The sequence below is a fragment of the Chromobacterium vaccinii genome, assembly GCF_000971335.1.
GTDB lineage: Bacteria > Pseudomonadota > Gammaproteobacteria > Burkholderiales > Chromobacteriaceae > Chromobacterium > Chromobacterium vaccinii.
This window is the reverse complement of sequence record NZ_JZJL01000001.1, coordinates 170,059-194,106: the sequence shown is the minus strand read 5'-3', so window position 1 is coordinate 194,106 and position 24,048 is coordinate 170,059. Positions and strand designations below refer to the sequence as shown.

22 protein-coding genes are annotated in these 24,048 nt (G+C 64.1%); 8 read left to right on the top strand and 14 right to left on the bottom strand.

Annotation, left to right across the window (positions count from 1 at the left end):
• Positions 1–203: 203 nt before the first annotated feature.
• The 4 genes from VL52_RS00840 to VL52_RS00825 form a co-directional block, all read right to left on the bottom strand.
• Entirely contained in the window at positions 204–521 is a 318-nt protein-coding gene (locus VL52_RS00840; protein ID WP_046155284.1) for an MGMT family protein, read from the bottom strand.
• Positions 521–1,171 (bottom strand): MBL fold metallo-hydrolase, encoded by a 651-nt coding sequence (locus VL52_RS00835; RefSeq protein ID WP_046155283.1) that lies wholly within the window; start codon positions 1,169–1,171, stop codon positions 521–523. The genes VL52_RS00840 and VL52_RS00835 overlap by 1 nt, the downstream gene beginning before the upstream one ends.
• 68 nt (positions 1,172–1,239) lie before the next feature.
• A complete protein-coding gene (locus VL52_RS00830) occupies positions 1,240–3,150 on the bottom strand; it encodes a B12-binding domain-containing radical SAM protein (protein WP_046155282.1) in 1,911 nt (636 codons plus the stop codon).
• A gap of 355 nt (positions 3,151–3,505) precedes the next feature.
• Entirely contained in the window at positions 3,506–3,862 is a 357-nt protein-coding gene (locus tag VL52_RS00825; RefSeq protein WP_011133640.1) for a carboxymuconolactone decarboxylase family protein, read from the bottom strand.
• Between the two features lie 109 nt (positions 3,863–3,971).
• On the opposite strand from VL52_RS00825, the gene VL52_RS00820 reads away from it, so the two are divergent.
• From VL52_RS00820 to VL52_RS00805, 4 genes are all read left to right on the top strand, one after another.
• Positions 3,972–4,289 (top strand): ArsR/SmtB family transcription factor, encoded by a 318-nt coding sequence (locus VL52_RS00820; RefSeq protein WP_268753672.1) that lies wholly within the window; start codon positions 3,972–3,974, stop codon positions 4,287–4,289.
• Positions 4,290–4,291: 2 nt separating this feature from the next.
• The gene (locus tag VL52_RS00815; protein ID WP_200895935.1) at positions 4,292–4,717 is read left to right on the top strand and encodes a YeeE/YedE family protein; all 426 of its coding nucleotides are present in this window, start codon (positions 4,292–4,294) and stop codon (positions 4,715–4,717) included.
• A 9-nt stretch (positions 4,718–4,726) separates the two neighbouring features.
• Positions 4,727–5,134, top strand: coding sequence for a DUF6691 family protein (locus VL52_RS00810; RefSeq protein ID WP_046155279.1), 408 nt, complete (start codon positions 4,727–4,729; stop codon positions 5,132–5,134).
• Positions 5,135–5,210: 76 nt separating this feature from the next.
• Entirely contained in the window at positions 5,211–5,804 is a 594-nt protein-coding gene (locus VL52_RS00805) for a c-type cytochrome (RefSeq protein ID WP_160298901.1), read from the top strand.
• A 149-nt stretch (positions 5,805–5,953) separates the two neighbouring features.
• Here the strand turns inward: VL52_RS00805 and prfA are convergent, their stop codons facing one another.
• Both prfA and hemA read right to left on the bottom strand, forming a co-directional pair.
• On the bottom strand, positions 5,954–7,030 hold the full coding sequence (prfA, locus tag VL52_RS00800) for a peptide chain release factor 1 (RefSeq protein WP_046155278.1): 1,077 nt from the start codon (positions 7,028–7,030) through the stop codon (positions 5,954–5,956).
• Positions 7,030–8,283, bottom strand: coding sequence for a glutamyl-tRNA reductase (gene hemA / locus VL52_RS00795; protein ID WP_021478851.1), 1,254 nt, complete (start codon positions 8,281–8,283; stop codon positions 7,030–7,032). Before hemA ends, prfA begins: the two co-directional genes overlap by 1 nt.
• A 404-nt stretch (positions 8,284–8,687) precedes the next feature.
• On the opposite strand from hemA, the gene VL52_RS00790 reads away from it, so the two are divergent.
• Positions 8,688–11,240 carry a TonB-dependent receptor gene (locus tag VL52_RS00790; protein ID WP_046155277.1) on the top strand — a complete coding sequence of 851 codons (2,553 nt, stop codon included), beginning with the start codon at positions 8,688–8,690 and terminating at the stop codon, positions 11,238–11,240.
• 72 nt (positions 11,241–11,312) lie between these two features.
• Here the strand turns inward: VL52_RS00790 and VL52_RS00785 are convergent, their stop codons facing one another.
• Positions 11,313–11,771, bottom strand: a complete 459-nt coding sequence (locus VL52_RS00785; protein ID WP_046155276.1) for a GNAT family N-acetyltransferase — start codon at positions 11,769–11,771, stop codon at positions 11,313–11,315.
• Positions 11,772–11,868: 97 nt separating this feature from the next.
• Between VL52_RS00785 and parC the strand changes: the two genes are divergently transcribed.
• From parC to VL52_RS00770, 3 genes are read left to right on the top strand one after another with little or no spacing between them, the layout of a single operon-like run.
• Complete coding sequence (parC, locus tag VL52_RS00780) at positions 11,869–14,220, top strand: DNA topoisomerase IV subunit A (protein ID WP_046155321.1); 2,352 nt, start codon at positions 11,869–11,871, stop codon at positions 14,218–14,220.
• The gene (locus VL52_RS00775) at positions 14,220–15,776 is read left to right on the top strand and encodes a two-component system sensor histidine kinase NtrB (RefSeq protein WP_046155275.1); all 1,557 of its coding nucleotides are present in this window, start codon (positions 14,220–14,222) and stop codon (positions 15,774–15,776) included. Before parC ends, VL52_RS00775 begins: the two co-directional genes overlap by 1 nt.
• Entirely contained in the window at positions 15,769–17,085 is a 1,317-nt protein-coding gene (locus VL52_RS00770) for a sigma-54-dependent transcriptional regulator (RefSeq protein WP_046155274.1), read from the top strand. Before VL52_RS00775 ends, VL52_RS00770 begins: the two co-directional genes overlap by 8 nt.
• A gap of 28 nt (positions 17,086–17,113) precedes the next feature.
• Here the strand turns inward: VL52_RS00770 and VL52_RS00765 are convergent, their stop codons facing one another.
• The 7 genes from VL52_RS00765 to VL52_RS24925 all read right to left on the bottom strand — a co-directional run bounded on the left by VL52_RS00765 (position 17,114) and on the right by VL52_RS24925 (position 23,898).
• On the bottom strand, positions 17,114–18,406 hold the full coding sequence (locus VL52_RS00765) for a hypothetical protein (protein ID WP_046155273.1): 1,293 nt from the start codon (positions 18,404–18,406) through the stop codon (positions 17,114–17,116).
• 146 nt (positions 18,407–18,552) lie between these two features.
• A complete protein-coding gene (locus tag VL52_RS24935) occupies positions 18,553–18,708 on the bottom strand; it encodes a hypothetical protein (RefSeq protein ID WP_160298900.1) in 156 nt (51 codons plus the stop codon).
• A 455-nt stretch (positions 18,709–19,163) separates the two neighbouring features.
• A complete protein-coding gene (locus VL52_RS00760) occupies positions 19,164–20,546 on the bottom strand; it encodes a radical SAM/SPASM domain-containing protein (protein WP_046155272.1) in 1,383 nt (460 codons plus the stop codon).
• 189 nt (positions 20,547–20,735) lie between these two features.
• Complete coding sequence (locus tag VL52_RS24930) at positions 20,736–20,909, bottom strand: hypothetical protein (RefSeq protein WP_021478861.1); 174 nt, start codon at positions 20,907–20,909, stop codon at positions 20,736–20,738.
• 91 nt (positions 20,910–21,000) lie between these two features.
• Positions 21,001–22,302 (bottom strand): hypothetical protein, encoded by a 1,302-nt coding sequence (locus VL52_RS00755; protein WP_144410132.1) that lies wholly within the window; start codon positions 22,300–22,302, stop codon positions 21,001–21,003.
• A gap of 33 nt (positions 22,303–22,335) precedes the next feature.
• Positions 22,336–23,613 carry a hypothetical protein gene (locus VL52_RS00750; RefSeq protein ID WP_046155270.1) on the bottom strand — a complete coding sequence of 426 codons (1,278 nt, stop codon included), beginning with the start codon at positions 23,611–23,613 and terminating at the stop codon, positions 22,336–22,338.
• Positions 23,614–23,739: 126 nt separating this feature from the next.
• Complete coding sequence (locus VL52_RS24925) at positions 23,740–23,898, bottom strand: hypothetical protein (protein ID WP_021478864.1); 159 nt, start codon at positions 23,896–23,898, stop codon at positions 23,740–23,742.
• Positions 23,899–24,048 lie beyond the last annotated feature (150 nt).

The following is a 24,048-nucleotide window of genomic DNA, read 5'->3' as shown; positions in this document are numbered from 1 at the left end:
GTCGGCGAGCGCGCGCAGATTAGACTTAGAACCGGACGTATGCAAACAATTTGTCATCTGTCTGTCGCTTTTCTGCAAAGAAACGTTGAGCTGTTGTAACAAAATGACATAAGAGTTACATTCTGTTGCCATAATGCCACATGGAAATATCTCTACGTGGAGATAAGTATCTGAGCGCGCGCCGGTTTCTGGCTTGTTTCAGGTCAAACCATCGGGTCGGGCCAGCCGAAAATCCTCAGGTCCACCTTGCCGTTGGCATTGAATTCCACCCCTTCCTCCTCCAGCTGCAGCCGTTGCCAGTCGGCATGGTGGCTGCCCGGGCGCGACAGCCTGCCGCCGGCGCCCAGCACCCGGTACCAGGGCGCGGCGACGCCCTCGGGCAGGTTGCCGAGCAGATGGCCGACGTGCCGCGAGTGGCGCGGGTAGCCGGCCAGCTCGGCCAGCGTGCCGTAGGTGGTGACGCGGCCGGGCGGCACTTCGGCCAGCAGCGCCAGCACGCGGCGGGCGAATTCGGGCGGCATCAGCGGTAGCGCGGATTGGCGACGTAGGGATTGCCGCGCTTCTCCGCGCCTATGGTGGTGAACGGGCCGTGGCCGGGGATGACCACGGTGTCGTCGGGCAGGATGAACAGCTTTTGCTGGATCGCGTCTACCAGCTGCTGGTGGTTGCCCATCGGAAAGTCGGTGCGGCCGATCGAGCCCTGGAACAGCACGTCGCCGGCCACCAGCACCTTGGCCGCCGGGCTGTGGAACACCACGTGGCCGGGGGTGTGGCCCGGGCAGTGGATCACATTCAAGGTTTCCTCGCCGACGGTGACGGCGTCGCCCTCTTCCAGCCAGCGCTGCGGCGTCAGCGGCTCGCTGCGGGGGAAGCCGAACATCTGGCCCTGGGTGGGCAGCTGGTCCAGCCAGAAGCTTTCCGCGCGCTGCGGCCCTTCTATCTCCACGCCCAGCCGGTCGGCGAGAACGGCGGCGCCGCCGGCGTGGTCGATGTGGCCGTGGGTCAGCAGCAGCTTTTCCACCGTCAGGCCCTGGCTGTCCACCCAGGCCTGGATGCGGTCGATGTCGCCGCCTGCGTCGACGACGGCGGCCTTGCGGCTGGCGTCGCACCACAGCACGCTGCAGTTCTGGGCGAACGGGGTGACCGGGATCACGTGGTATTTCAGGGCCATGGCATTGCTCGCGGCGGAATCTCAATCCGCCATTTTGTCACGGCCGACGGCGCTTGGGGAGCGCCGGCTCACTGATACAGCGCGCTCTCGATGAAGTGGCGCGGCACTTTGGGTTTGGGCACCCGCGCGTCGAACCAGCCGCGCACGTCGCCGTCCAGGCCGATGCCGTGCATGAAGTTGTACAGCGCCTTGTTCAGCCCCTTGCCCATCAGCTCGTGGTCGGTGCCGGTGGGGTCGATGAAGCCGACGTCGTTCTTGGCGAAATCGCCTTTCGGCAGCGGCACCAGCTTGACGCCGTATTCTTCCGGGTTCTGTCCCACCGGCGAATGCACGGTGCAGGCGAAGCGGTGGAAGAAGCCGGACTGGATGCAGCCGTTGTCGAACAGCTGGCGCACGTATTCCAGCGCGTCCACCGTGTCCTGCACCGTCTGTGTCGGGAAGCCGTACATCAGGTAGGCGTGCACCAGCACGCCGGCTTCGGCGAAGCCGTGGGTGACGCGGGCCACCTGCTCCACCGACACGCCCTTCTTCATCAGCTTGAGCAAGCGGTCCGACGCCACTTCCAGGCCGCCGGAGATGGCGATGCAGCCGGATTCGGCCAGCAGCAGGGCCAACTCCGGCGTGAACGATTTCTCGAAGCGGATATTGCCCCACCAGGAGATGGACACCTTGCGCCGCAGCAGTTCCTCGGCCAGCGCTTTCAGCATCTTGGGCGGCGCGGCCTCGTCGACGAAGTGGAAGCCGGTCTGGCCGGTTTCGGCGATGATGGCCTCGATGCGGTCCACCAGCAGTTCGGCCGACGCGGTCTCGTAGCGCGAGATGTAATCCAGCGTCACGTCGCAGAAGCTGCATTTCTTCCAGTAACAGCCGTGGGCGATGGTCAGCTTGTTCCAGCGGCCATCGCTCCACAGCCGGTGCATCGGGTTCAGCATGTCCAGCAGCGACAGGTAGCGGTCTATCGGCAGGCCGTCCCAGGTGGGCGTGCCCACTTCGGAGAACGGCACATCGGCTTCCTGCATGTTCACATAGCGCACCGCGCCGTCCTGGCGCAGGAAGGTGCGCACCAGCCGGCTTGCGCCGCGTTTGCCCTCGATGTGTTCCATCAGCGCCAACAGCGGCCGCTCGCCGTCGTCCAGCGTCACGTAGTCGAAGTAATCGAACACCCGCGGCTCGGCCAGCTCGCGCAGCTCGGTGTTGGCGTAGCCGCCGCCGAGGCAGATCTTGATGTCCGGCCAATGGCGCTTGATGGTCTGGGCGATGCGAAAGGCCGCGTACACCGCGCCGGGGAACGGCACCGAGATCAGCACCAGTTGCGGCTGGTGCCGGTCGATCGCCTCGCGGGTCAGCGCGTCCAGCGTGTCGTCCACCCAGTTCGGCGCCGCCGCCAGCGCGCGCGCCAGCGGTTCGAAGCTGGGTTGCGACAAGGCCAGCGATTCGGCGTAGCGGACGAATTCGAAGCGCGGGTCCACCGCTTCGCGCAGCACGTCGGCGATGTCGTTCAGGTACAGCGTGGCCAGGTGGCGGGCGCGGTCCTGGGTGCCCAGCGCGCCGAAGGCCCAGGCCAGCGGATCGCCGCCGTCCGGATCGTCCGGGTCCACGTACACGTCCAACGAGGCGAAGCGCGGGCCTTCCGGCAAGTAGTTGCGGCCGGCGATGCGGTAGGACAGCGTGGCGTCGCGGCCTTGCAGGAAGCCTATCGCCGCGTCCACCGTCGCTGCGTAGCGGTCGTAGGAGATGTCGAACTGCATCATGCAGTCGCTGCGCTGGCGCATCGGGATGCGGTGCACGTGCTCGCGCAGCGTGGCCAGGCCGGCTTTGGAGAACAGCCGCAGCACCAGCGCCAGCGCCAGGTCTTCCTGGAACGCCGCCACGCCGCGCGAGCGCAGGAAGCCGGTGAGGTAGGCGGTGGATGGGTAGGGCGTGTTCAGCTGCGTCATCGGCGGGATGAGCGACAGCACGCGCAGGGAGCTGGCAGACATGCGAAAAATCCGGCGGGTGGTTCAAAAAGCATAGCCGGGTCAAGAGCCTGTTCATGATCTTTTTCCGGCGGCGGCCGCTCTTTGCCGGTGCAGGGCGCGAAAAACGAACCGCAGCAGTGTCATTCACTGCCAGGAGCGTTTGACAAAGCCATGCACCGGCAAAAAGCAGCCCCGAAGGGCAGACCAAGCCGGAGGCCATCTGAAGCGTTGTCAGGCTAGCCCTTGGAATGACCAAGGGCTGCGCCCTCCGCCTTTCATCTGGTCTCCGGCTTGGTCTGCGCTGTTCGCAAAAAGATCATGAACAGGCTCTTAAAGCCCGGCTGCGTGCGATTGTCCCACAGCGGACGGTGCGAGACTAGGCGGTCTTGGCGCTGAACTGCTCGAAGGCGGCCAAAGCGTGGGCGGAATACATCAGCGATGGGCCGCCGCCCATGTAGACGGCCATCGCCAGCGCTTCTTCCACTTCCGTCTTGCTGGCGCCCAGCTTGACCAATGCCTGGGCGTGGAAGCCCAGGCAGCCGTCGCAGCGCGCGGCCACGCCCAGCGCCAGCGCGATCAGCTCCTTGGTTTTCTTGTCCAGCGCGCCGTCGCGGGTGGCAGCGCGGGCCATGTCGTTGAAGCCCTGCATCACTTCGGGCACGTCGGCGCGCAGCGTGGCCAGGTGCTTGGAAATGGCGTGGGTCAATTCCGGGTAGTTGACTTCATTGCTCATGCTCAGGACTCCCTGTTGTGAAGATGGGCGGCGAACCGCTATTAGTATATTGATTTATATAATATCAATTGATATATTGAAGTCAAGCCGTTACGCAAGAGAGTCCGTCGTGAATCAAGCTTCTCCCCATCTCGCCGACATGCGCGCCGCCGCCGGGCAGGCCTGCGGCCTGCTGCGCGCGCTGGCCAATGAAGACCGCCTGCTGCTGCTGTGCCAGCTCAGCCAGGGGGAGCGGTCGGTGAGCGAGCTGGAAGAGACGGTTGGCATTCGCCAGCCGACCTTGTCGCAGCAGCTGGGCGTGCTGCGCAAGGAGGGCCTGGTGGCGACCCGCCGCGACGGCAAGCGCATCTATTACTCGGTGGCTGACGCCGACGCCTTGGCGGTGCTGGCCACGCTGTATCAACGTTTCTGTCCCGGGGAGGCATGACGATGATGGATTGGAGCCATTTCACGCCGGCGAGCGCCCTGGCCGGCGGCGCGCTGATCGGCCTCGCCGCCGCCTGGCTGATTTTGCTGAACGGCCGCGTGGCCGGCATCAGCGGCATCGTCGGCCATTTGCTGGCGCCGGGCGGCGACAAGGGCTGGCGGCTGGCCTTCGTCGCCGGCCTGGTGTTGTCGCCGTGGCTGTACCGGCTGTTCGCCGCGCCGCCGGCCATCCAGCTGGACGACAGGTGGTGGCTGTTGATTGCCGCCGGCTTGCTGGTCGGCTACGGCAGCCGGCTGGGCTCGGGCTGCACCAGCGGCCACGGCGTGTGCGGCTTGGCGCGGCTGTCGCCGCGTTCGCTGGCGGCGACGCTGGCCTTCATGGCCGCCGGCTTCGCCGCGGTGTGGCTGACGCGGCACTGGGTCGGATAGGAGGACAAGATGAAGCTTGTCAGCGCATGTCTGGCCGGGCTGATGTTCGGCATCGGCCTGATCGTTGCCGGCATGGCCAACCCGGCCAAGGTGCTGGGTTTCCTGGATCTGGCGGGCCGCTGGGACCCGTCGCTGGCGCTGGTGATGGCGGGCACCGTCGTTGTGGCGCTGCCGGCGTTCGCCCTGGCGAAGCGGCGCGATCGCGCGCTGCTGGGCGATGAAATGCGATTGCCGGCCGCGCGGAGCGTGGATCGTCGCCTGCTGCTGGGCAGCCTGGTCTTCGGCGCGGGCTGGGGGCTGGCCGGCGTCTGCCCGGGGCCGGCGCTGGTGCTGGCGGGCAGCGGCTTGCCTTCCGGCCTGCTGTTTTTGGCGGCGATGCTGGCTGGAATGCGGCTCCACCGCGCCCGCGCGGGGTGAATGCCGCCGTAGACGCGCAAGCAGGGGCGGCCGGAGCGATCTATATCTTCTTCATGTCATTGGAATGGAGATGGCCATGAGGCGATGGATACTCGCCGCGCTGCTTGGATGGGGATGGCTGGCGGGCGCGCCGGCGCGGGCCGAGCCGGCGCAACTGGCCCGGCAGCTGTGCGTCAGCTGCCACGGCGTGGATGGCAAAGGCCCGGGGGTCGCGCCGCGGCTGGCAGGCCAGCAGGCCGCCTATATCGTCCAGCAGCTGCAGGCGTTCCGCCTGCATCAGCGCGCCGACGGCGGCGCCCATCAGGCGGCGCTGGCCGTGCTGAAGGACGAGGCTGCGCTGCGGCAGTTGGCCGACTTTTTCGCCGCCCGTAAGCCGGCGCTCGGCGCGGCGCGAGGCGTCGACGCCGGGCTGGCGGCGGCGGGGCGCAAGCTGTACGCCGAGGGCAATCTGGCGGTAGGCACGCCGCCCTGTTTCAGCTGTCATGGCGAACGCGGCGAAGGCGGCTCGGCCGCGCCCAGGCTGGCCGGGCAGCTGCCGGACTACCTGGCCCGGCGCATGCGGGTGTCGGACGCGCCGCAGCCGGATTCGGCGATGGAGATGCAGGAAATCCTGAAGACGATGAGCGCCGACGACATCAAGGCGCTGCTGGCCTATTTGGCCACGCTGTAGCCGGACAAAAGAAAAGGCCACGCAAGGTGGCCTCAAGTTTCGGAGAAAAAAATCCTTCCGGCACGGCGGTCCGGATGGACACGGGCCGCGCACGGCCCGTCTTTTTCAGCCGGTGATTCTAACGTCGACGATGGCGCGAGGCAATCGTTTCAGTCGCCCAGCGCCGCCAGCAGCTCCGCTTGCTGTTCGGCGATCAGCGCGCTGGTCAGTTCGACCAAGTCGCCGTCCATCACCTGGTCCAGCTTGTACAGCGTCAGGTTGATGCGATGGTCGGTGATGCGGCCTTGCGGATAGTTGTAGGTGCGGATGCGCTCGGAGCGGTCGCCGGAGCCGATCAGGCTCTTGCGTTCGGCGGCTTCCTTCTGGTTCTTTTCGCGCAGCTGGATGTCGTAGATGCGCGCGGCCAGCACCTGCATCGCGCTGGCCTTGTTGGCGTGCTGCGAGCGGCCGTCCTGACACTCCGCCACAATCCCCGTCGGAATATGGGTGATGCGCACCGCCGAGTCGGTCTTGTTGATGTGCTGGCCGCCGGCGCCGCTGGCTCTAAAAGTATCGATGCGCAGGTCGGCCGGGTTCAGCACCACTTCGGCGATCTCATCCGCTTCGGCCATCACCGCCACCGTGCAGGCGCTGGTGTGGATGCGGCCCTGGGTTTCGGTGGCCGGCACGCGCTGCACGCGGTGGCCGCCGGATTCGAACTTCAGCCGCGAGTACGCGCCCTGGCCCACCAGGCGGACGATGGCTTCCTTGTAGCCGCCGAGGTCGGATTCGCTGGAGGACACGATCTCCACCTGCCAGCGGTTGCGCTCGGCGTAGCGGGTGTACATGCGCAGCAGGTCGGCCGCGAACAGCGCCGCCTCGTCGCCGCCGGTGCCGGCGCGGATTTCCAGGAAGATGTTCTTGTCGTCGTTGGGATCCTTGGGCAGCAGCAGTTTCTGCAGCTCGACGTCCAGCGCTTCCAGCCTGTCCTTGCCCTCGGCGATTTCCGCCTGGGCGAATTCCTTCATTTCCGGATCGGCCAGCATGTCCTCGGCGGCGGCGATGTCGCCCTCGCACTGCCGGTAGGCGGCGAAGGTTTCCACCACCGGCGTCAGCTCGGCGTGTTCGCGGGTGAGTTTGCGGAAGGCCTCCATGTCCTGGGTGGCCGTTTCGCTGGCAAGCAGGTGGGTCACCTCTTCCAGACGGTCGGCCAGCTGGGCGAGCCTGGCCGCGATAGACGCTTTCATTACGACTCCGGATGTAAACGGTAAAGCCGCGCGATGGTCTGCACCTGCGCGTCATGCTCCGCGCCGCTGCCCGAGGACAGGGCCTGGGTCGGCGGGTGCATCAGTTTGTTGGTCAGCTGGACGGACAGGGCCTCCAGCACTTTTTCCGGCGCGTCGCCGCGCGCCAGTTGCTTCATCGCGCCTTCCAGCGCGTGGCGCCGGGCGCGGTCGGCCTCGTCGCGCAAGGCGCGGATCAGCGGCACGGTTTCTCGTTTCTTCAGCCAGTCGGTGAACTCCGCCACCCGCGTCTGGATGATGGTTTCGGCCTCTTCTGCGGCGCTCTGCCGCGCTTCCTTGCCCACTTCGACGATGCCGGCGATGTCATCGACGCTGTACAGGAACACGTCGTCCAGCTTGCCCACCTCCAGCTCGACGTCGCGCGGCACGGCGAGGTCCAGCATGAACATCGGCCGATGGCGGCGCGCCTTGATCGCCCGCTCCACCATGCCCTTGCCGATGATGGGCAACTGGCTGGCGGTGGAGGTGACTACCACGTCGTAGCGCGCCAGCGTTTCCGGCAGCTCGGCCAGCGTGACGGCGTTGCCGCCGAACTGCTCGGCCAGCCGTTGCCCGCGCTCCAGCGTGCGGTTGGCCACGGTGATACAGGACGGATTGCGCGCGGCGAAGTGGGTGGCCACCAGTTCGATCATCTCGCCGGCGCCGACGAACAGCACGTTCAGTTCGGCGATGGATGGAAAGATCTGCTCCGCCAGCTTCACCGCTGCCGCCGACATCGATACCGAGCTGGAACCGACCGCGGTGTTGGACCGCACTTCCTTGGCCACCGCGAAGGTGCGCTGGAATAGTCCGTTCAGCAGCGTGCCCAGCGTGCCGGCGTGTTCGGCGCTGCGCACCGCGTCCTTCAACTGGCCCAGGATCTGCGTCTCGCCCAACACCATCGAGTCCAGCCCCGACGCGACGCGGAAGGCGTGGCGCGCGGCCTGGGACGCCTCCAGCCGGTACAGATAGGGCTCCAGCTCGGTCCGGTTCAGGCCGTGGAACTGGCACAGCCAGTCCAGCGCGGCATGGGGGTCCGGGCTGCTGCAGTAGATCTCGGTGCGGTTGCAGGTGGAGACGATGGCCGCCTCCCGCGCCGCTTGCGAAGCCAGCAGACTTTCCAGCGCGCGCGGCAGGGTTTCGGCCGGGAAGGCCAGCTTTTCCCGTATCGACAGCGGTGCGGTGTGATGGTTGAGTCCGAAGGCAAGCAGATGCATGGGCGGAAACGCCGCGGGACGAAAACAGGACATTTTAGCCTAAGTCGCCGATGCCGTCCCGCGAGGCGTGACGCGTGCATGGGATTGGATGATCCGATGAGGCTGCCTGACCGGAATGATTGGGCGGAGAATGGGGATCATGACAACTTGTTGTTTTGTTGACACAGTCTTCGCGCTGAATATCGAGCGGTGTTAATGGAAAAACACACTTTTCATCAATGGATTAACAAATGGGGGCGCTGCTTCCCCATTCTTTCTGGTGAGAGGCGGAAGGCAAACAATTTGCCGTTGACATGTTTTGATGCCATTTTCATTCCCTGCCGCAGTGTTGCAACCATGTGACAACGACGGCATAGATTTGCGCCCACGCAGCGCAGACACCGTGATGAACAAAGGGAAACGAGATGAGAGTCAAGACTCTTGCCCAGGCGATCGCCGCGATCGGCCTGCTGGGCAGCGGCTTCGCGCATGCCGCAGAAGACAGCCAACTGGAACGGGTGACGATTACCGGCTCCAACATCAAGCGCAGCATCAAACAGGAAAAAGCGCTGCCGGTCACCATCCTCAAGACTGAAGAACTGGCCAAGCAAGGCTTGACCACGGTCGAGCAAGTGGTCAACAGCATAGCAGCCAACCAGTCCACTCAAGGCTCCTCCTACTCGGTGGGTGCGTCCACTGGCGGCGGCTCTTTCGCTAGCCTGCGCGGGCTGGGCAATCAATACACGCTGGTATTGCTGGATGGCCGCCGCATGGCCAACCAGGCCATTGACGGCACTTCGGCCGACCTGAACGCCATCCCGTTGTCGGTGATCGACCGGGTGGAGGTGTTGCTTGACGGCGCGTCCGCGATCTACGGCACCGACGCGATCGGCGGCGTGATGAACTTCATCACCAAAAAAAGCGTCAAGGGTCTGAATATCGGTGGCAGTTTCGCCAATCCCCAGCATGGCGGCGGCGATGAAAAGCGCATCAATGCTTCGTATGGCCTGGGTGATCTGGCGCAAGACGGCTTCAATGTCTACGGCGCGATCGACTATCTGAAGCACGATGCCATCATGGCCAGCCAGCGCGACTTCTCCAACAAGATCACCGCGGATACCGGCAACAGCCCGAATGCTTGGCCGGGCAATTACGTGGACGGCGTGAGCAAGACCTGGAAAGGCACCAGCGCGAAGTGTCGGCCGCCTTATTCCCAACCGATTGGTGGGATTTGTAAAGAATACTATTCTCTGTACCCGGCATTGTCGCCTGAGGTCGAGCAGATTTCCGGCATCCTGCGCGGCACCAAGCGTTTGGGCGACAACCATGAGCTGTCGCTGCAATACACACGCACCGAAACGATCACCACCTCGCAAAACGCGCCGCTGCCAACCGGCGGTGAGATCACTCGCGCCAACGCGACCGACCCGACCAAGCGCGACCTTCTTTATGTCCGCACCGTGCCGCTGGGCAATCGCGAAACCGAGGCCAACTCCGTCACCCAGCGATTGATGCTGAACCTGGAAGGCTTGGTGGCTGGTTGGGATTACCGGGCTGGCATTGGCCGTTCGGAAAACCTGGTGAAAGAGACGCTGACCTCGGGTTATGTCAGTAAATCCAGAATGCAGGCCGCGGTGGATAGCGGCGCGTTGAATCCGTTCGACGGCAGCAACCTCGCCGCCTGGCGCGCCGTGGGAATCTCCGGCCAGACCAAGGAGGCCAAGTCCACGATCGACATGGCGGATGCCAAGATCAGCCGCGAGTTGTTCCAATTGCCCGCCGGCATGGTCGGAGTGGCATTGGGCGCTGAAGTGCGCCGTGAAAGCTTGAGCACGGTCTACAACAAGGCCATCACCCGCGACGCGCTGAGCACGGGTCAGAGCAAGACAGAGGATTCGATGGGCAGCCGTTCCGCCTACGCCATTTTCGGCGAGGCGGAGATTCCGGTGGTGAAAAACCTGGATCTGCAGCTCGCCACTCGCTACGACCATTACAGCGACACTCAGAGCTCGTTGAACCCCAAGGTGGCGTTCAAGTTCCAGCCTGATCCGAAGGTGCTGTTCCGCGGCTCCGCCAGCAAGGGTTTCCGCGCGCCGTCGCTGTACGACATTTATCGTCCCAATCAGCTGCAGCTGACCGGCACCAAGTTCGTCGATAACGCCGCGTGTCCGGGGGGCGTGCCCCTGCCAGGCACTGATGGCACCGGTTGCAGCAAGATGCAGCGCGACAAGCGCGTCGGCGGCAGCAAGAACCTGAGCCCGGAAAAGTCGTCCTCCCTGTCGTTCGGCATGGTGATCGAGCCGACCAAGGATTTCACCGCCAGCGCGGATCTGTGGTGGACGATGATCAAGGACCAGATCAATATTCTCGACGAAACCCTGATCCTGGATAACCCGTCGAAGTATGCCAACCGCTATGTGCGCGACGCCAACGGCAACTACGATTACATCATCGACGACATTTCCAACCTGGGGAACATCAGCGCTTCCGGTGTCGACCTGCGCATGAGCTGGACGCTGCCGAAATCGTCGTTCGGCACTTTCATGCTGACGCTGGACGGCACGTATTTGGCCAAGTATTCGTATCAGAACGAAAAAGGCGGCGATTACACCAATAGCGTCGGCACTTACGTGGACGCAGGTCCCAACTTCCGCTGGCAGCACAACCTGACGCTGAATTGGATGTATGGACAGTGGAGCACGATTCTGTCGCAGAACTACAAGTCCGGCTACACCGACCAGAACGCTACCGATAACTCGGCGGGCAGCAATCACATGGTCAAGCCTTACTCCACCTGGAATCTGTCCGCTTCCTACGCCTGGAACAAGCAATTCACGGTGACGGCCGGCGTCAAGAACCTGTTCGACCAGGAGCCGCCGTACAGCAATCAGCAAAGAATGACCCAGCAGAACTACGATCCGCGTTTCACCGATCCGACGGGCCGCAGCTTCTTCCTGAAGGGCGCGTACAAGATGTAAGCTTGCTTCATCTTTCGCTGAAAGACGAAACGGACAACCTGAGGGTTGTCCGTTTTTTATGGCTGGCGGCGCTTACTCCCGCCTCATGTCCACATGCAGAATCCCGCCGTCGTCATATGGTTCCGACACCGGCAGGAAGCCGAATGACGCGTACAGCGAGCTGGCGTCCACCTGGGCCGACAGCATGACGGGCGCGTCCGGGAAGTGGCTCTGGCACTGCGCCACCGCCTGCTCCATCAGCGCCTTGCCCAGGCCCCGGCCGCGCGCTTCCGGCGCCACCACCACCCGGCCGATGGCCGCCGCGTCCGGGTATTTCTCGCCCGGGGCGATCAGGCGCGCGTAGGCGAGCAGCCGGCCGGCGTCGTCGCGGCCGGACAGGTGCAGGCAGCGGGTGTCCACGCCGTCCACGTCGCCGTAGATCGACTGCTGCTCCACCACGAACACCTGGTCGCGCAGTTGCAGCGCCTGGTACAGCGCGAGCGGCGTGAAGCCGTCGAAACCGTGGCAGTGCCACGCTATCTTGTTTGCCATAGTAGAATCCCCTCATTCCGGTAACGACCGCTCCGATGTTATGCCATCCGGCGCGGCCATGTGCCCTTATCCAGATCAAGACACCAACATCAAGAATATGAACGACCACGATCTCTTCGCCCAGCCGGACGCTGCCGGCGATAACCTGCCGCCGCCGCCCGCCGCGCCGGATGCCGTCGGCGGCGACTGGATTCCGCTCGACCTCTACGCCGAGCGCGCCTATCTGGAATACGCGATGAGCGTGGTCAAGGGCCGCGCGCTGCCGGAGGTGGCCGACGGCCAGAAGCCGGTGCAGCGCCGCATCTTGTACGCGATGCGCGACATGGGCCTGGCCCACGGCGCCAAGCCGGTGAAGTCGGCCCGCGTGGTCGGCGAAATCCTGGGTAAATACCACCCGCACGGCGACAGCTCGGCCTACGAGGCGCTGGTGCGGATGGCGCAGGACTTCACGCTGCGCTACCCGCTGATCGACGGCCAGGGCAACTTCGGCTCCCGCGACGGCGACGGCGCGGCGGCGATGCGTTACACCGAGGCGCGGCTGACGCCGATCGCCGAGCTCTTGCTGTCCGAGATCGACATGGGCACGGTGGACTTCATCCCCAATTACGACGGCGCCTTCGAAGAGCCGTCGCTGCTGCCGGCTAGGCTGCCGATGGTGCTGCTCAACGGGGCCTCCGGCATCGCCGTCGGCATGGCGACGGAAATTCCGCCGCACAATCTGACCGAGGTCGCCGCCGCCTGCGTGGCGCTGCTGGACGACCCGACGCTCGACACCGCCGCGCTGATGCGCTACGTGCCCGGCCCCGACTTCCCCGGCGGCGGCCAGATCATCACCCCGGCCGCCGACATCCTGTCCGCCTACGAAACCGGCAGGGGCAGCGTGCGGGTGCGCGCCAAGTGGGAGCTGGACAAGTTGGCGCGCGGCCAGTGGCGCGCCATCGTCACCGAGTTGCCGCCCGGCTCGTCGGCGCAGAAGGTGCTGGCGGAGATCGAGGAAGCGACCAACCCCAAGCTGAAGGCCGGCAAAAAGCAGCTGTCGCAGGATCAGCAAAACCTGAAGAAGCTGATGCTGGACCTGCTGGACCGCGTCCGCGACGAGTCCGACAGCCAAAGCCCGGTGCGGCTGGTGTTCGAGCCCAAGTCCAGCCGCCAGGACCCGGACGAATTCATGAACATCCTGTTGGCGCAGACCAGCCTGGAAGGCAACGCCTCGCTGAACCTGGTGATGATAGGCCTGGACGGCCGCCCGGGTCAGAAGGGCCTCAAGCCGATTCTCACCGAGTGGATAGACTTCCGCCGCGCCACCGTCACCCGCCGGCTGGCGCACCGCCTGGCCCAGGTGGACAAGCGCATCCACATCCTGGAAGGCCGGATGATCGCCTTCATCCACATCGATGAAGTGATCCGGGTGATCCGCGAGTCGGACGAGCCCAAGCCTGACCTGATCAAGGCCTTCGGCCTCACCGAAATCCAGGCCGAGGACATCCTGGAAATCCGCCTGCGCCAACTGGCGCGGCTGGAAGGCTTCAAGCTGGAAAAGGAGCTGTCCGATCTGCGTGAAGAACGCGAGGGCCTGCGCCACATTCTGGACACCCCGGATGCGCTGACCCGCCTGATCCGCGACGAGATCCAGGCCGACGCCGCCAAGTACGGCGACAAGCGCCGCAGCGAGATCAAGGCCGCCGAGCGCGCGGTGCTGACCCAGACCACCGCCGACGAGCCGGTGACGCTGCTCCTGTCGCAAAAGGGCTGGATCCGCGCCCGCGTCGGCCACAACGTGGAGCTGGAAACGCTGAGCTTCAAGGATGGCGACGCGCTGGCAGCGGTGGTGGAGACGCGCACGGTGTGGAACGCCATCGTGCTCGACCACAACGGCCGCGCCTACACCATCGACCCGGCCACGGTGCCGACCGGCCGCGGCGACGGCGTGCCGGTGGCGTCCTTGGTGGACCTTCAGGACGGCGCCAAGCCGGCGCAGCTGATTTCCGGCCGCGACGAGGATAAGTTCGTGGTGGCCGGCAGCGGCGGCTACGGCTTCATCGCCAAGATCGGCGACATGGCCGGCCGGGTGAAGGCCGGCAAGGCCTTCATCACGCTGGACGCCGGCGAGACGGTGCTGGAGCCGGTGAAACTGCCTGCCGCGCCGCTGGAACAGTTGCAACTGGTGGCCGCCAGCGACAGCGACCGTCTGCTGGCTTTCCCGGCCGCCGAGCTGAAGGAGCTGGCCAAGGGCCGCGGCCTGATGCTGATGGCGCTGGACGACGGCGCGGCCTTGACCGCGATCGGCCTGGTAGCCGGCGACAAGGCGCTGCTGTCCACCACTTCCGTCCGCGGCAAGGTGGCGGACGAGAAGCTGGCGCTGGAGGAGTTCGTCGGCAAGCGCGCCAAGAAAGGCAAGCTGATGCCGAAGAAGTGGCGGGTGAGCAGGATTCGGGAGCTGCCGATGTGATGTTCAGGACAGCCCAGCCGCAAACGCTCAGTCCCCGCGCCGCCTTGTTGTTCGTCAACGGCTTCCGCGCGTTGCTGTTGCTGGTGCTGTTCACGCTGTCGCTGCTGCCCGGCGGCGACGGCCAGTCGCTGATCGAGGGCGGCCGGCAGTTCTATGCCTGGTCCGGCATCTACCTGTTGCTGATCGGCGTCTGGTATTCGCTGCGCGAGGGCAAGCTGGGCCACACGCTGCAGCTGACGCTGGCCATCGCCGCCGACATCGCGATGATGGTATGGCTGATGGCGATGAACGACGGCATACACGGCGGCTTTGGCCTGCTGCTGCTGCCCTACCTCGCCGCCGCCGGTCTGTTGTCCACTGGCCGCTACGCCTTGTTCTACGCCGCCATCGCCACGCTGGCGCTGTTCAGCTATTCCGGTTTTGAGCACTGGCTGGGCTTGGCCCGCCAGTTTGACCTGTCCTACAGCGCGCTGCTGGCTTCCGCCTGCTTCGTCACAGCCATCGCCACCTGGCGGCTGGGCCGGATGGCGCGGGCGTCGGAGGAACTGGCGGCGCAGCGCGGCGGCGAGATCGCCAACCTCAACCACCTGAACGAACTGATCCTGCAAAGCCAGCGCGACGCGGTGGTGGTGCTGGACGAGGACGGCCACCTGCGCCAGTTCAACTTGCAGGCCGAGCGCTATTTCAACCGCTTGCAGCGCGGCCAGCTGTTGCCCGAGCTGTTGCCGCTGGTAAGCCGCTGGCGCGACGACGGCTCGCCGGCGCTGCCCACCTTCGTCGAGCACAGCGCGCGCGGCCGACAGTTGGTGGGGCGGCTGGTGCCGGTGCCGGTGCCCGAAGGCCAGATGCGCGGCGTGGTGCTGTTCATGCGCGACATGGCCGACATGGCGGAGGAAGCCAAGCGGGTGAAGCTGGCGGCGCTGGGCCGCCTTACCGCCAACATCGCGCATGAGATCCGCAACCCGCTGTCCGCCATCAGCCATGCCGGCGACCTGCTGGCCGAGGATGAAACCGACCCGGCGCGGCAGCGCCTGCTGCGCATCGTCCAGGACAACGCGCGCCGCATCAACGGCATGGTGGAGGATGTGCTGACGCTGGGCCGGCGCGATCGAGTCCGCCGCGAACCGATAGAACTCGCGCCCTTCGTCGCCCAGCAGCTCGAGCATTTTTCGATGTCGCAGCCGGATGCCGCCGGCGCTGTGCGCTGCGAGCTGGCCGACGATTGCCGGCTGAGCTTCGACCGCGGCCACCTGGCCCAGATACTGGGCAACCTGCTGGCCAACGCCTGGCGCCACGGCAGCCGCCGGCCCGGCTCGGTGCGGCTGCAGGCCGGCATCGCCGAAAACCACCTGATCCTGCGCGTGATCGACGACGGCCCCGGCGTGGCCGAAGCCGACCAAGCGCGGCTGTTCGAACCCTTTTTCACCACGGAAAGCGCCGGCAGCGGCCTGGGGTTGTACATCGCTCGCGAGCTGGCCGAGGCCAACGGCGCGCGGCTGGACTACAGCCCGCCCGGCGGCGTTTTCCGGCTGATCTGTCACCTGGCCTATGACTAAGACACTGCGCGTATTGATCGTCGACGACGAGCCGGACATCCGGGAGCTGCTGGAGCTGACCTTGCTGAAAATGGGCCTCGCCCCGGCATGCGCCGGCAGCGTCGCCGAGGCGCGCGCCGCGCTGGACGGGGGAGGCTTCGATCTGGCGCTGACCGATATGCGGCTGCCTGACGGCGAGGGTCTGGAGGTGGTCAACCACATCGGCGAGTCCGGACTGGATGTGCCCATCGCCGTGATCACCGCCTACGGCAGCGCCGACAATGCGGTGCGGGCGATGAAGGCCGGCGCTTTCGACTATCTGCAGAAGCCGGTCAGCCTGGCCCAGCTGCGCAGCCTGGTGAAGACCGCGCTGAAGGTGGAAACGCCGGTCGCCAAGGCGGTCGCGCAGCAAAGGCTGCTCGGTGAGTCGCCGGCGATCCAGGACGTGCTGCGGCTGGCGGACAAGCTGTCGCGCAGCCAGGCCGCGGTGTACATCGGCGGCGAGTCCGGCACCGGCAAGGAACAGGCGGCGCGGCTGATCCACGAACTGGGGGCGCGCGCCGACAAGCCTTTCGTCGCCGTCAACTGCGGCGCGATTCCGGAAACCCTGATGGAGAGCGAATTCTTCGGCTGCCGCAAGGGCGCGTTCACCGGCGCCGACGCCGACCGCGACGGCTTTTTCCAGCAGGCCCAGGGCGGCACGCTGTTCCTGGACGAAGTGGCCGAGCTGCCGCTGGCGATGCAGGTGAAGCTGCTGCGCGCGATCCAGGAAAAGACCGTGCGCAAGCTGGGCGCCAGCCAGGAAGAGGCCTTGGACGTCCGCATCATCTGCGCCACCCACCGTGATCTGGCGGCGCGGGTGGAGTCGGGGCAGTTCCGCCAGGACCTGTATTACCGCCTCAATGTGCTGCCGCTGAAGATGCCGCCATTGCGCGAGCTGCGCGACGACATCCCCCTGTTCGCCGAGAGGCTGCTGCAGCGCTTCGGCGGCGCGGCGGCACCGCAGTTGTCCGCCGACGCGCGCCGCGCGTTGCTGGACTACGCCTACCCCGGCAACTTCCGCGAACTGGAAAACATACTGGAGCGGGCGGTGGCTTTGGCCGCCGGCCCTTCGCTGTCCCGCGCCGACCTGCAGCTGACCCCCTGCGCCGACTACGCGCCGGAGCTCGGCAGCGACGAGCCGCTGCAGGATTATCTGGATCGAGTCGAGCGAGAGGCCATCGTCAAGGCGCTGGAAGGCACCCGCTACAACCGTACCCAGGCCGCGAAAAAACTGGGCGTCACCTTCCGGTCGCTGAGGTATCGGATGGAGCGGCTGGGGGTGAAATAGGCTGCGGGCGGCGCAAGCGGCGGTTTGCCTACGCCGCGGCGTCGACGATCCTGATGCCGTGGCAGCGGTGCAGTTCGCCCAGGATATAGATCCCGATATTGGGGCTCCAACTCGCGTCCAGCAAATTCAGCAAGGCGTCCACGCGAAGAATCTCGCCGTCATTGATCTTCGCGATGAATGGAATCAGGCAGGAGAAGTACCTGAATTCGACTTTGTGGCCTCGGACATAGATATACATCTTCTCGGTGGCGATGGATTCGCGCAGCAAGATCTTGTACGGTTTTTCAATCTGAATCCGGTCCTGCAGCGCAAGACTGACGCGGTCTTCCCGCGGGAAGGGCGCGTTCCTGTAGCCGGCGTTGCTATGCACGCAGTAGCGCCAGTCTTGATAGGTTTTCCTGAGCAGCTCGCTGTAGCTCAGCTGCTTGTACTCATCGGCAACCTGGTATTTTTCGACGATGTGGTCAATCCCGCTGGTGTCGTCGAGCGGGGTGGTGTCGTATTGGAAATCGTCGGTGGTTTCAACGGGAATCTGCTTGATGATGCGCTGATGCAGATGTTTCGCCAGATGGTCATCGGTATGGTTGTAGCGCCAGATAGTGATGCCGATGGATAGGGCATCCTGCTGGCCGATATGGTAAGTGCCTTCCGGCATGTAATAGATGTCGCCGCTTTCGAATTGATACTCTTCCGCGTATGGCCGCAGCTCATTGAAATTTTTCTTGGTAAAGCCGTGCGTCGCCAGAAGGTCGCGATACTGCTTGGGCTCCCAGACATACATGGTCTTGCCGGCGGGGCCAAGATGGAAGTGCATGACGCTCTCCCCTCTTTTATCCTGGTGTATGCCAAGAGGGGTCTTGTCGTAGTTGCCGACGAAGATGGTGAACTGGGCTCCGCCGCGCGGATACCCTATTTTCTCAAAAAATGGGGACAAGCAAATGGCTATCTCGCTTGTCAATGCCAGATCGAATTTTTCGCCGGAGTTAAGAATGATGCCGAATTTCTTGCCGCCAAAAACGCGATCCGTCCACTGTTCCAATGTTTCCGCATCCTGAGGCGCAAGTTCGAAGAAATTCTCCATCTCTTCGAAATCCAATTGCCGGCCCTCAACGTAAACCCGATACCCGAACTGGGTGGTTTTTAGTTTGCCAAGCTGGGACAGTATGCCCATCACGCTCTGTTTGTATGATTCCACTCTGTTCTGGCTGATGGCGTTTTTTATTACAGCCGGCTTGTTGAGACTGTCGGTTTGAGTAATGAATTTGTCCCACCAGGTGTTGCTGAATTCTGTATTGTGAGTTTTTTTTTCGGATTCAGTCACTGTAGTCTTTCCAGAGATAAGTGGTTCGATACTGCGGTGAGGGACAGCCTGGTCGAAAGCAAGCGCGATATAGAACCTCATATCGCAGCTTGCTTTCAAGTGTTGGAATCAGCTGGGGTGCCCGGGCGATTCCTCACTTTGCGGCATTAGTCTTGTTGCTGTTGTTGTTGCTCTTGCTGCTCCACCTCAAGCCGGCCGCCGGAAACAGAGATTTCTTCCGCGGGAGTCAGGACCTGGATACCCAGAAAGTCCTTGATGTCTTCTTCTTTGGTGAAGTCGGCAACTTGCTTTTGATTCGACATGGTTTTTCCTCTAGTGATGTAAGTTGTTATGACGGACAACTTTTCCGTTACTGCCACATCTACCTAGGCAAATCATGCCTGGGCAAATTTTGAATCGCGCGGCCAGCCTGTCAAAATAGAGGGCCGATTTAGCTAAAAGGGCAGGGAGACCAGAATCATGTCAATAAATGTGACGGAATCTGATTAATTCGAGGATTATGTTTTCTCAATGTCATTGTCATTACTTTTGCAAGTTGCGATCGACTTTGTCAATGCGCATGAATATGACGATGATCTTGTCGCGGCGGGGTGTCTCAACATCACAACAAGCAGTCGGCCGAGCCTCCGCTCTGCTGGAGGAAGGCTATGGGCATGCGGAATAAGACCATGCGGCGATGCCACACGCCGATCCGCTTCCGCAGTCCCGCCTGGCTCGCCGACGCGCATGGGGTGAAGGGGCGGCATGGCGCTGGAGGCTAGCCGGCAGTGGCCGGCTCCGCTTGCGCACTGCGCTTGCGTCGGCGCATCCAGTAGTCCAGCACCAGTCGTTCCGGCAGGTTCAGCTTGAATGACGGGCAGCCGGTTTCGCCGTTGTACCACAGCTTGGCGCAGCCGCCGCCGCATACCGGAAACAGCGGGCAACGGGGACAGGGCGACAGGCCGGTCCGGATGTCGGCGTACCACTCGCGGGTAACGGCCTTGTCGTTGCGCGCCTGGTCTATGGTGCGGATGTGGCCGATCTTGTATTGGGGCGCATCGTATTTGGGCGTATACGGAAACTCGTAGCAGGGGTAGATATTGCCGTAGGCGTCATAGACCTCGGCGTCGGGCATCACCACCATGCAGGGCGCGATGGAGCGGGCCGGCAGGATGCGGTCGAATTCAAAACCCCGCCGGATCGCATGCGCCGTCCAGTCTATTTCCCGCGCGGCGAAGTCCGCCGCCGCCAGGCTGTCGCGGTCGGCCTGGTTGCCGCCCCAATCCACCACCGGGCGAAAATCCAGCCCCACATTGCGCGCCGCCAGCCCCCGATCGGCCAGCAGGTCTATCAGATCGGCAACCTTGTCCTGGTTGTGGCGGTTGATATTGATGCGGATCGTGATGCCGCTGCGGTTGGCGCTGAATTCCGGCATGCCGGTCACGTCGACCAGATTTTGCAGGATGATGTCGAAACTGCCGCCGCCGGCCTTGACCGGCCGCATCAGGTCGTGGGTGTCGCCGATGCCGTCCAGCGTGATCTGGAAGCTGTTGACGCGTTGTCGCTGCAGGCGCAGATACACGTCGGGTTTGAAGCTGAGCCCGTTGGTGACCATGGAGGCGAAGAAATGGACGCCGGCCGGCCCGCATTGTTCAATCAACTGGCCGCTGATGTCCTCTATCTGTTTCAGCGCCAGAATGGGTTCGCCGCCATACCAGTTGATCGCCAGCCTGGTGTAGGACTTGCGCCGCAGCGTGTCCATGATGCGGGCGACGATGCGGGCGGAGGTGTCGTCATCCAGATTCTTTTTGACGTGCTGCTGGCCGCAGTACCCGCAGCCCAGCTGGCAATTGGCGGTAGGCTGCAATGTCAGGCTGAGGGTATGGGTTTCGCGTATGCCGCGCTGGTTCTTTTCCAGCAGGTCCAGGAATTCGTCGCTAGTGGGCGGGACCAGCACCTCGTCGGCCCGCAATTGCAGCAGCGTCGCCTGATCGATACGGTCGAACTCGCCGGCGAGCAGGCTGCGGTAGATCCTTTCCTTGACCAGCAGCGACTTGCCGGTCCGGCTGGCGAACAGCAGGCGGGAAGGATCGGGATGGTGGGCCGGACTGACGATGTCCGAGGCGATCAGGTATCGGGACAGAACGTATTCGCCATGCATGCTGGCTCTCCCAGGTCATCGGAACGGCAAGGCCATGCGGGCGACGCAGGCGGTCCGGCCACTGCCATGGCCTGGGGCGGGCCGCCTTTGTCGTTTCGGAGCGGCGGGCTGCAAGGGCGCATCGCGTGTTTTCCCGCTTCGCGCGGCGCGCCGGATCCTGCCTGCCGCGATCAGCCGGCTGGGACTGCCTTAGCCGGAGAAGCCCTTGTCACATCTGACATAACCCGAGTCGCATTGCGTCGGATCCTCTTCCATTTCGCCGCCGGAAACGAATTCCAGGTCCTGGTCGGCGATTTCGTGCATGGTCGAGGACGATTCTTCGCCCAGCTCGTCCAGCATGGTTTGCAAGCTCTGATTCTTCATATGCGTCTCCTAAGTGGCTCAGGCTGCTAGTTTTGCGACATCAAGCCCGGATCGGTCGCATGGCAAAGGATGTGCCGGAATCGGCCCGCAATCAGCCCGGCGTGACGGCGATGCCGCGATAACGGTGCAGCAGGCCGAGCAGGTAGTGGACTTTCTTTTCGGCCAGCGGGTCGTCGACCATGGCGACGATGTCTCCGACGGCGAGTTTGCCGCCGCCGTTCAACCGGTCGACGATGCCCTCCAGCTCCGGGAAGCTGCCGAGCGAGATCTTGGTGCCGCGCACATAGAGTTCGAGGCGGCCGGCTTCCGGCGCCGGGCGGCACAGCATCCGGTACGGCGGTTCGATGGCGACGCGGCTGTCCGCATGCATCGCGGGCTTGTCCTCGCGCGGCACAGGGCTGTTGCGGTAGCCGCCATTGCTGAACAGCGAATAGCGCAGGTCGCGATAGACATCGCGCATCAGCGCGCGCAGATCGCCGTCGCTCGGCAACGCCAGCAGCGACAGCGCGGATTCGACGGCGCCGATATCGTCTATCGGCCGCCGGTCGGCCTTTAGCATGATCTCGGATGGCCGCAGATGGGCTTCCCGGACGCGGTGCAGCAGTTCACAGGCGAAGTCGTGGTCGGAGCGGTTGTAGAACCAGCAGGCGATGCCGATGGACAGCTGGTCCTGGGTGCCCAGGTGGAACATGTTTTCCGGCATGAAGTAGAGCTGGCCCTCGCCGAAGGTGTGGCGGACGGCGCTGGGCAGGTGAGGCGCGATGTCCCGATTGTTGTGGCGTTTCTCGCCGGGCGCAGTGACATAGTCGTCGTCGCGCCAGGTGTACATGGTTTTAGGGCCTGGCCCGAGGTGGAAGTGGATCACGCTCTTGCCGGGAGAGTCTTTGTGTATGCCCAGCGGCGTCATGTCGTAATTGCCGATGAACACGGTGAACAGGATGCCTTCGGTCGGCATGCCTATCGTCTTCAACGCCGGCTCCAGAATGTGCGCGATCGCCTGGGACAGGCCGGGGCTGAACTTCTCGCCGCGGTTCAGGATGATGCCGAACTTGCGTTCGCCGAAGGCGCGCCCCACCCAATCTTCCACATTCTCGCGCGGCAGCGGATGCAGGGCGAAGTGCTCGTCGAGTTCATCGACCTTCAGGCCGTCCAGCCACAGGCGGTAGCCGTATTTCGCCTTGTGCACCTGGCCGAGCTCGGCAAGGATGTCCAGCACCTGGCGGCGCATGACGCGGGCCTGGCTGGCGTCCAGCGCGTCATCGAAGACGCAGGGCTGGCTCATCTGCTCGGTTCGGGCGAGGAAACCGGTCCACCAGTCGGCATCGAATTGTTGCCGCAAGCGGTCCGGAGTGAGGCTGTCGTCTATCGTTTCATTCTCGCGGGGGTGATACATGCTTGGCTCCCTGGCGCGGGTGGGGGAAGGCGGTCAGTCCGATGGCGGGTCCAGCCGGCGGATGCCGCGCCAGCGGAGCAGCTCGGCCAGGAGGTGCAGGCCTATCTTGTCTGGCCAGCGCGGGTCTAACAGGCCCAGCAGGTCTGCCACGACGCAGGCTTCGCCCTGATTCAGCCTGTCCAGCAATGAGATCAGGCCGGGATGGCGGTTCATTTCCAGCTTGTTGCCGCGCACGTAGACGGCCATCCGGCCTGGCATCGTATCCCGCGTCAGGATGCGGTACGGAGTTTCCGCCTGCACCCGGTCGGATCGGGTCAGCGGGGCTGCTGGCTCCAGAGGAAAGGGCGAATTGCGATAGCCGGCGTTGCTGGCCAGGCAATGGCGCCAGTCCAGATAGGCCTTGCGCAGCAGCTGTTCGTAATTCGATGCGCGGTACTCTTCCGGCAGGTGGCGCGCGGCGAGGACGGCGTCCAGACCGCCGGCCTGATTCGGCGGCGAGGGGTCATGGACGATGGCTTCGTCCGGCGGTCCGGCTATCTGCTTGAGCAGGAAGGCGTGCAGACTCTCGGCCAGGGCCTGGTTGGTATGGGTGTATTGCCAGACGGTGATGCCTATCGACAATTCGCTCTGCGCGCCGATGTGGAAAGTGCCTTCCGGCATGAAGAACAGGTCGCCGGTTTCGAAGTGGAAGGTCCTGGCGTGGGGGCGCAATGCGGAAAAGTCGCGTTTGTCCATGCCTGCTGCTTCGGTCAGCCCGCGGTACTGCTCCGGGTCCCACAGGTACATGGTTTTGGCGCCGGGGCCGACATGGAAATGGATGACGTTTTCGCCGCGCCGGTCCTGATGTATGCCGAGCGGGGTTTTGTCGTAATTGCCAATGAAGATGCTGAATTGGACGCCGTCCCGCGGCAGGCCGATTTTCTCGAACAGCGGCGCCAGCATCCGCGCGATGTCGCGCGATAGCTCGTGGTGGAATTTCTCTCCGGCGTTGAGAATGATGCCGAAGGGCGTGTCGGGAAATACCCGGCCGCTCCAGTCCTCCAGGCTTTCGCCCGGTTGTGGAGGATTGTCGTAGATGCGTTCCATTTCATCGCGGCCCAGCAGCCGGCCCGCCGCGTATATGCGGAGGCCATAACGATTGGTGCGCAGGTTCGCCAGGGTGGCGAGGATGTCCAGCACGGCCTGCCGAAATGCCACGACATGGCTCTGGCCGAGAGCGGCCTTGAACACGATGGGGCTGCTCAGTTGCCTGGACTCTTGTAGAAAGTCCTCCCACCATGCGTCGCTGAAGTTTGGAGCGTGTCTGTCCATCGCATGCATTCCTCGAATGGCGGTCGGCTGAGCAGGGGGCGGAGCGCCCGGCCCCGCGAGGGGGCGGGCATCGGAACGGTGTTCCTCAAGGCGGGCTCAATGATGGGTGAGCCGGCCTGGCATGGATCATTGCGCCTTGTGGACGTGATCGTGATCCTCGTGCTGTACCTCGCCGCCGGAAACAGCGGCTTCCTCCAGCGGGGACAGGACGGTGATGCCGAGGATGTCGGCGATTTCCTGGTCCTGATCCAGTTCGGTCTGCTCCACTTGCTTGTCGGTTTGCATGGTGCTTCTCCTTTGCGTGTGTGGGGGTCGACAGTGGTCGGCCCGAACGCGTCATCATATGGATCCCGCAGCCTGGCGATGGCCGATGGGAGAAGAGGTATGGATCATTCCATTGATGACAGTGAACTATTGGACGGCGCCGATGGGGGA

Bases quoted from the DNA above. Each gene is read 5' to 3' on its own strand.
- VL52_RS00840 (WP_046155284.1), bottom strand. From the start codon at position 521: ATGCCGCCCGAATTCGCCCGCCGCGTGCTGGCGCTGCTGGCCGAAGTG.
- VL52_RS00835 (WP_046155283.1), bottom strand. From the start codon at position 1,171: ATGGCCCTGAAATACCACGTGATCCCGGTCACCCCGTTCGCCCAGAAC.
- VL52_RS00830 (WP_046155282.1), bottom strand. From the start codon at position 3,150: ATGTCTGCCAGCTCCCTGCGCGTGCTGTCGCTCATCCCGCCGATGACG.
- VL52_RS00825 (WP_011133640.1), bottom strand. From the start codon at position 3,862: ATGAGCAATGAAGTCAACTACCCGGAATTGACCCACGCCATTTCCAAG.
- VL52_RS00815 (WP_200895935.1), top strand. From the start codon at position 4,292: ATGATGGATTGGAGCCATTTCACGCCGGCGAGCGCCCTGGCCGGCGGC.
- VL52_RS00810 (WP_046155279.1), top strand. From the start codon at position 4,727: ATGAAGCTTGTCAGCGCATGTCTGGCCGGGCTGATGTTCGGCATCGGC.
- VL52_RS00805 (WP_160298901.1), top strand. From the start codon at position 5,211: ATGAGGCGATGGATACTCGCCGCGCTGCTTGGATGGGGATGGCTGGCG.
- prfA (WP_046155278.1), bottom strand. From the start codon at position 7,030: ATGAAAGCGTCTATCGCGGCCAGGCTCGCCCAGCTGGCCGACCGTCTG.
- hemA (WP_021478851.1), bottom strand. From the start codon at position 8,283: ATGCATCTGCTTGCCTTCGGACTCAACCATCACACCGCACCGCTGTCG.
- VL52_RS00790 (WP_046155277.1), top strand. From the start codon at position 8,688: ATGAGAGTCAAGACTCTTGCCCAGGCGATCGCCGCGATCGGCCTGCTG.
- VL52_RS00785 (WP_046155276.1), bottom strand. From the start codon at position 11,771: ATGGCAAACAAGATAGCGTGGCACTGCCACGGTTTCGACGGCTTCACG.
- parC (WP_046155321.1), top strand. From the start codon at position 11,869: ATGAACGACCACGATCTCTTCGCCCAGCCGGACGCTGCCGGCGATAAC.
- VL52_RS00775 (WP_046155275.1), top strand. From the start codon at position 14,220: ATGTTCAGGACAGCCCAGCCGCAAACGCTCAGTCCCCGCGCCGCCTTG.
- VL52_RS00770 (WP_046155274.1), top strand. From the start codon at position 15,769: ATGACTAAGACACTGCGCGTATTGATCGTCGACGACGAGCCGGACATC.
- VL52_RS24935 (WP_160298900.1), bottom strand. From the start codon at position 18,708: ATGTCGAATCAAAAGCAAGTTGCCGACTTCACCAAAGAAGAAGACATC.
- VL52_RS00760 (WP_046155272.1), bottom strand. From the start codon at position 20,546: ATGCATGGCGAATACGTTCTGTCCCGATACCTGATCGCCTCGGACATC.
- VL52_RS24930 (WP_021478861.1), bottom strand. From the start codon at position 20,909: ATGAAGAATCAGAGCTTGCAAACCATGCTGGACGAGCTGGGCGAAGAA.
- VL52_RS00755 (WP_144410132.1), bottom strand. From the start codon at position 22,302: ATGTATCACCCCCGCGAGAATGAAACGATAGACGACAGCCTCACTCCG.
- VL52_RS00750 (WP_046155270.1), bottom strand. From the start codon at position 23,613: ATGGACAGACACGCTCCAAACTTCAGCGACGCATGGTGGGAGGACTTT.
- VL52_RS24925 (WP_021478864.1), bottom strand. From the start codon at position 23,898: ATGCAAACCGACAAGCAAGTGGAGCAGACCGAACTGGATCAGGACCAG.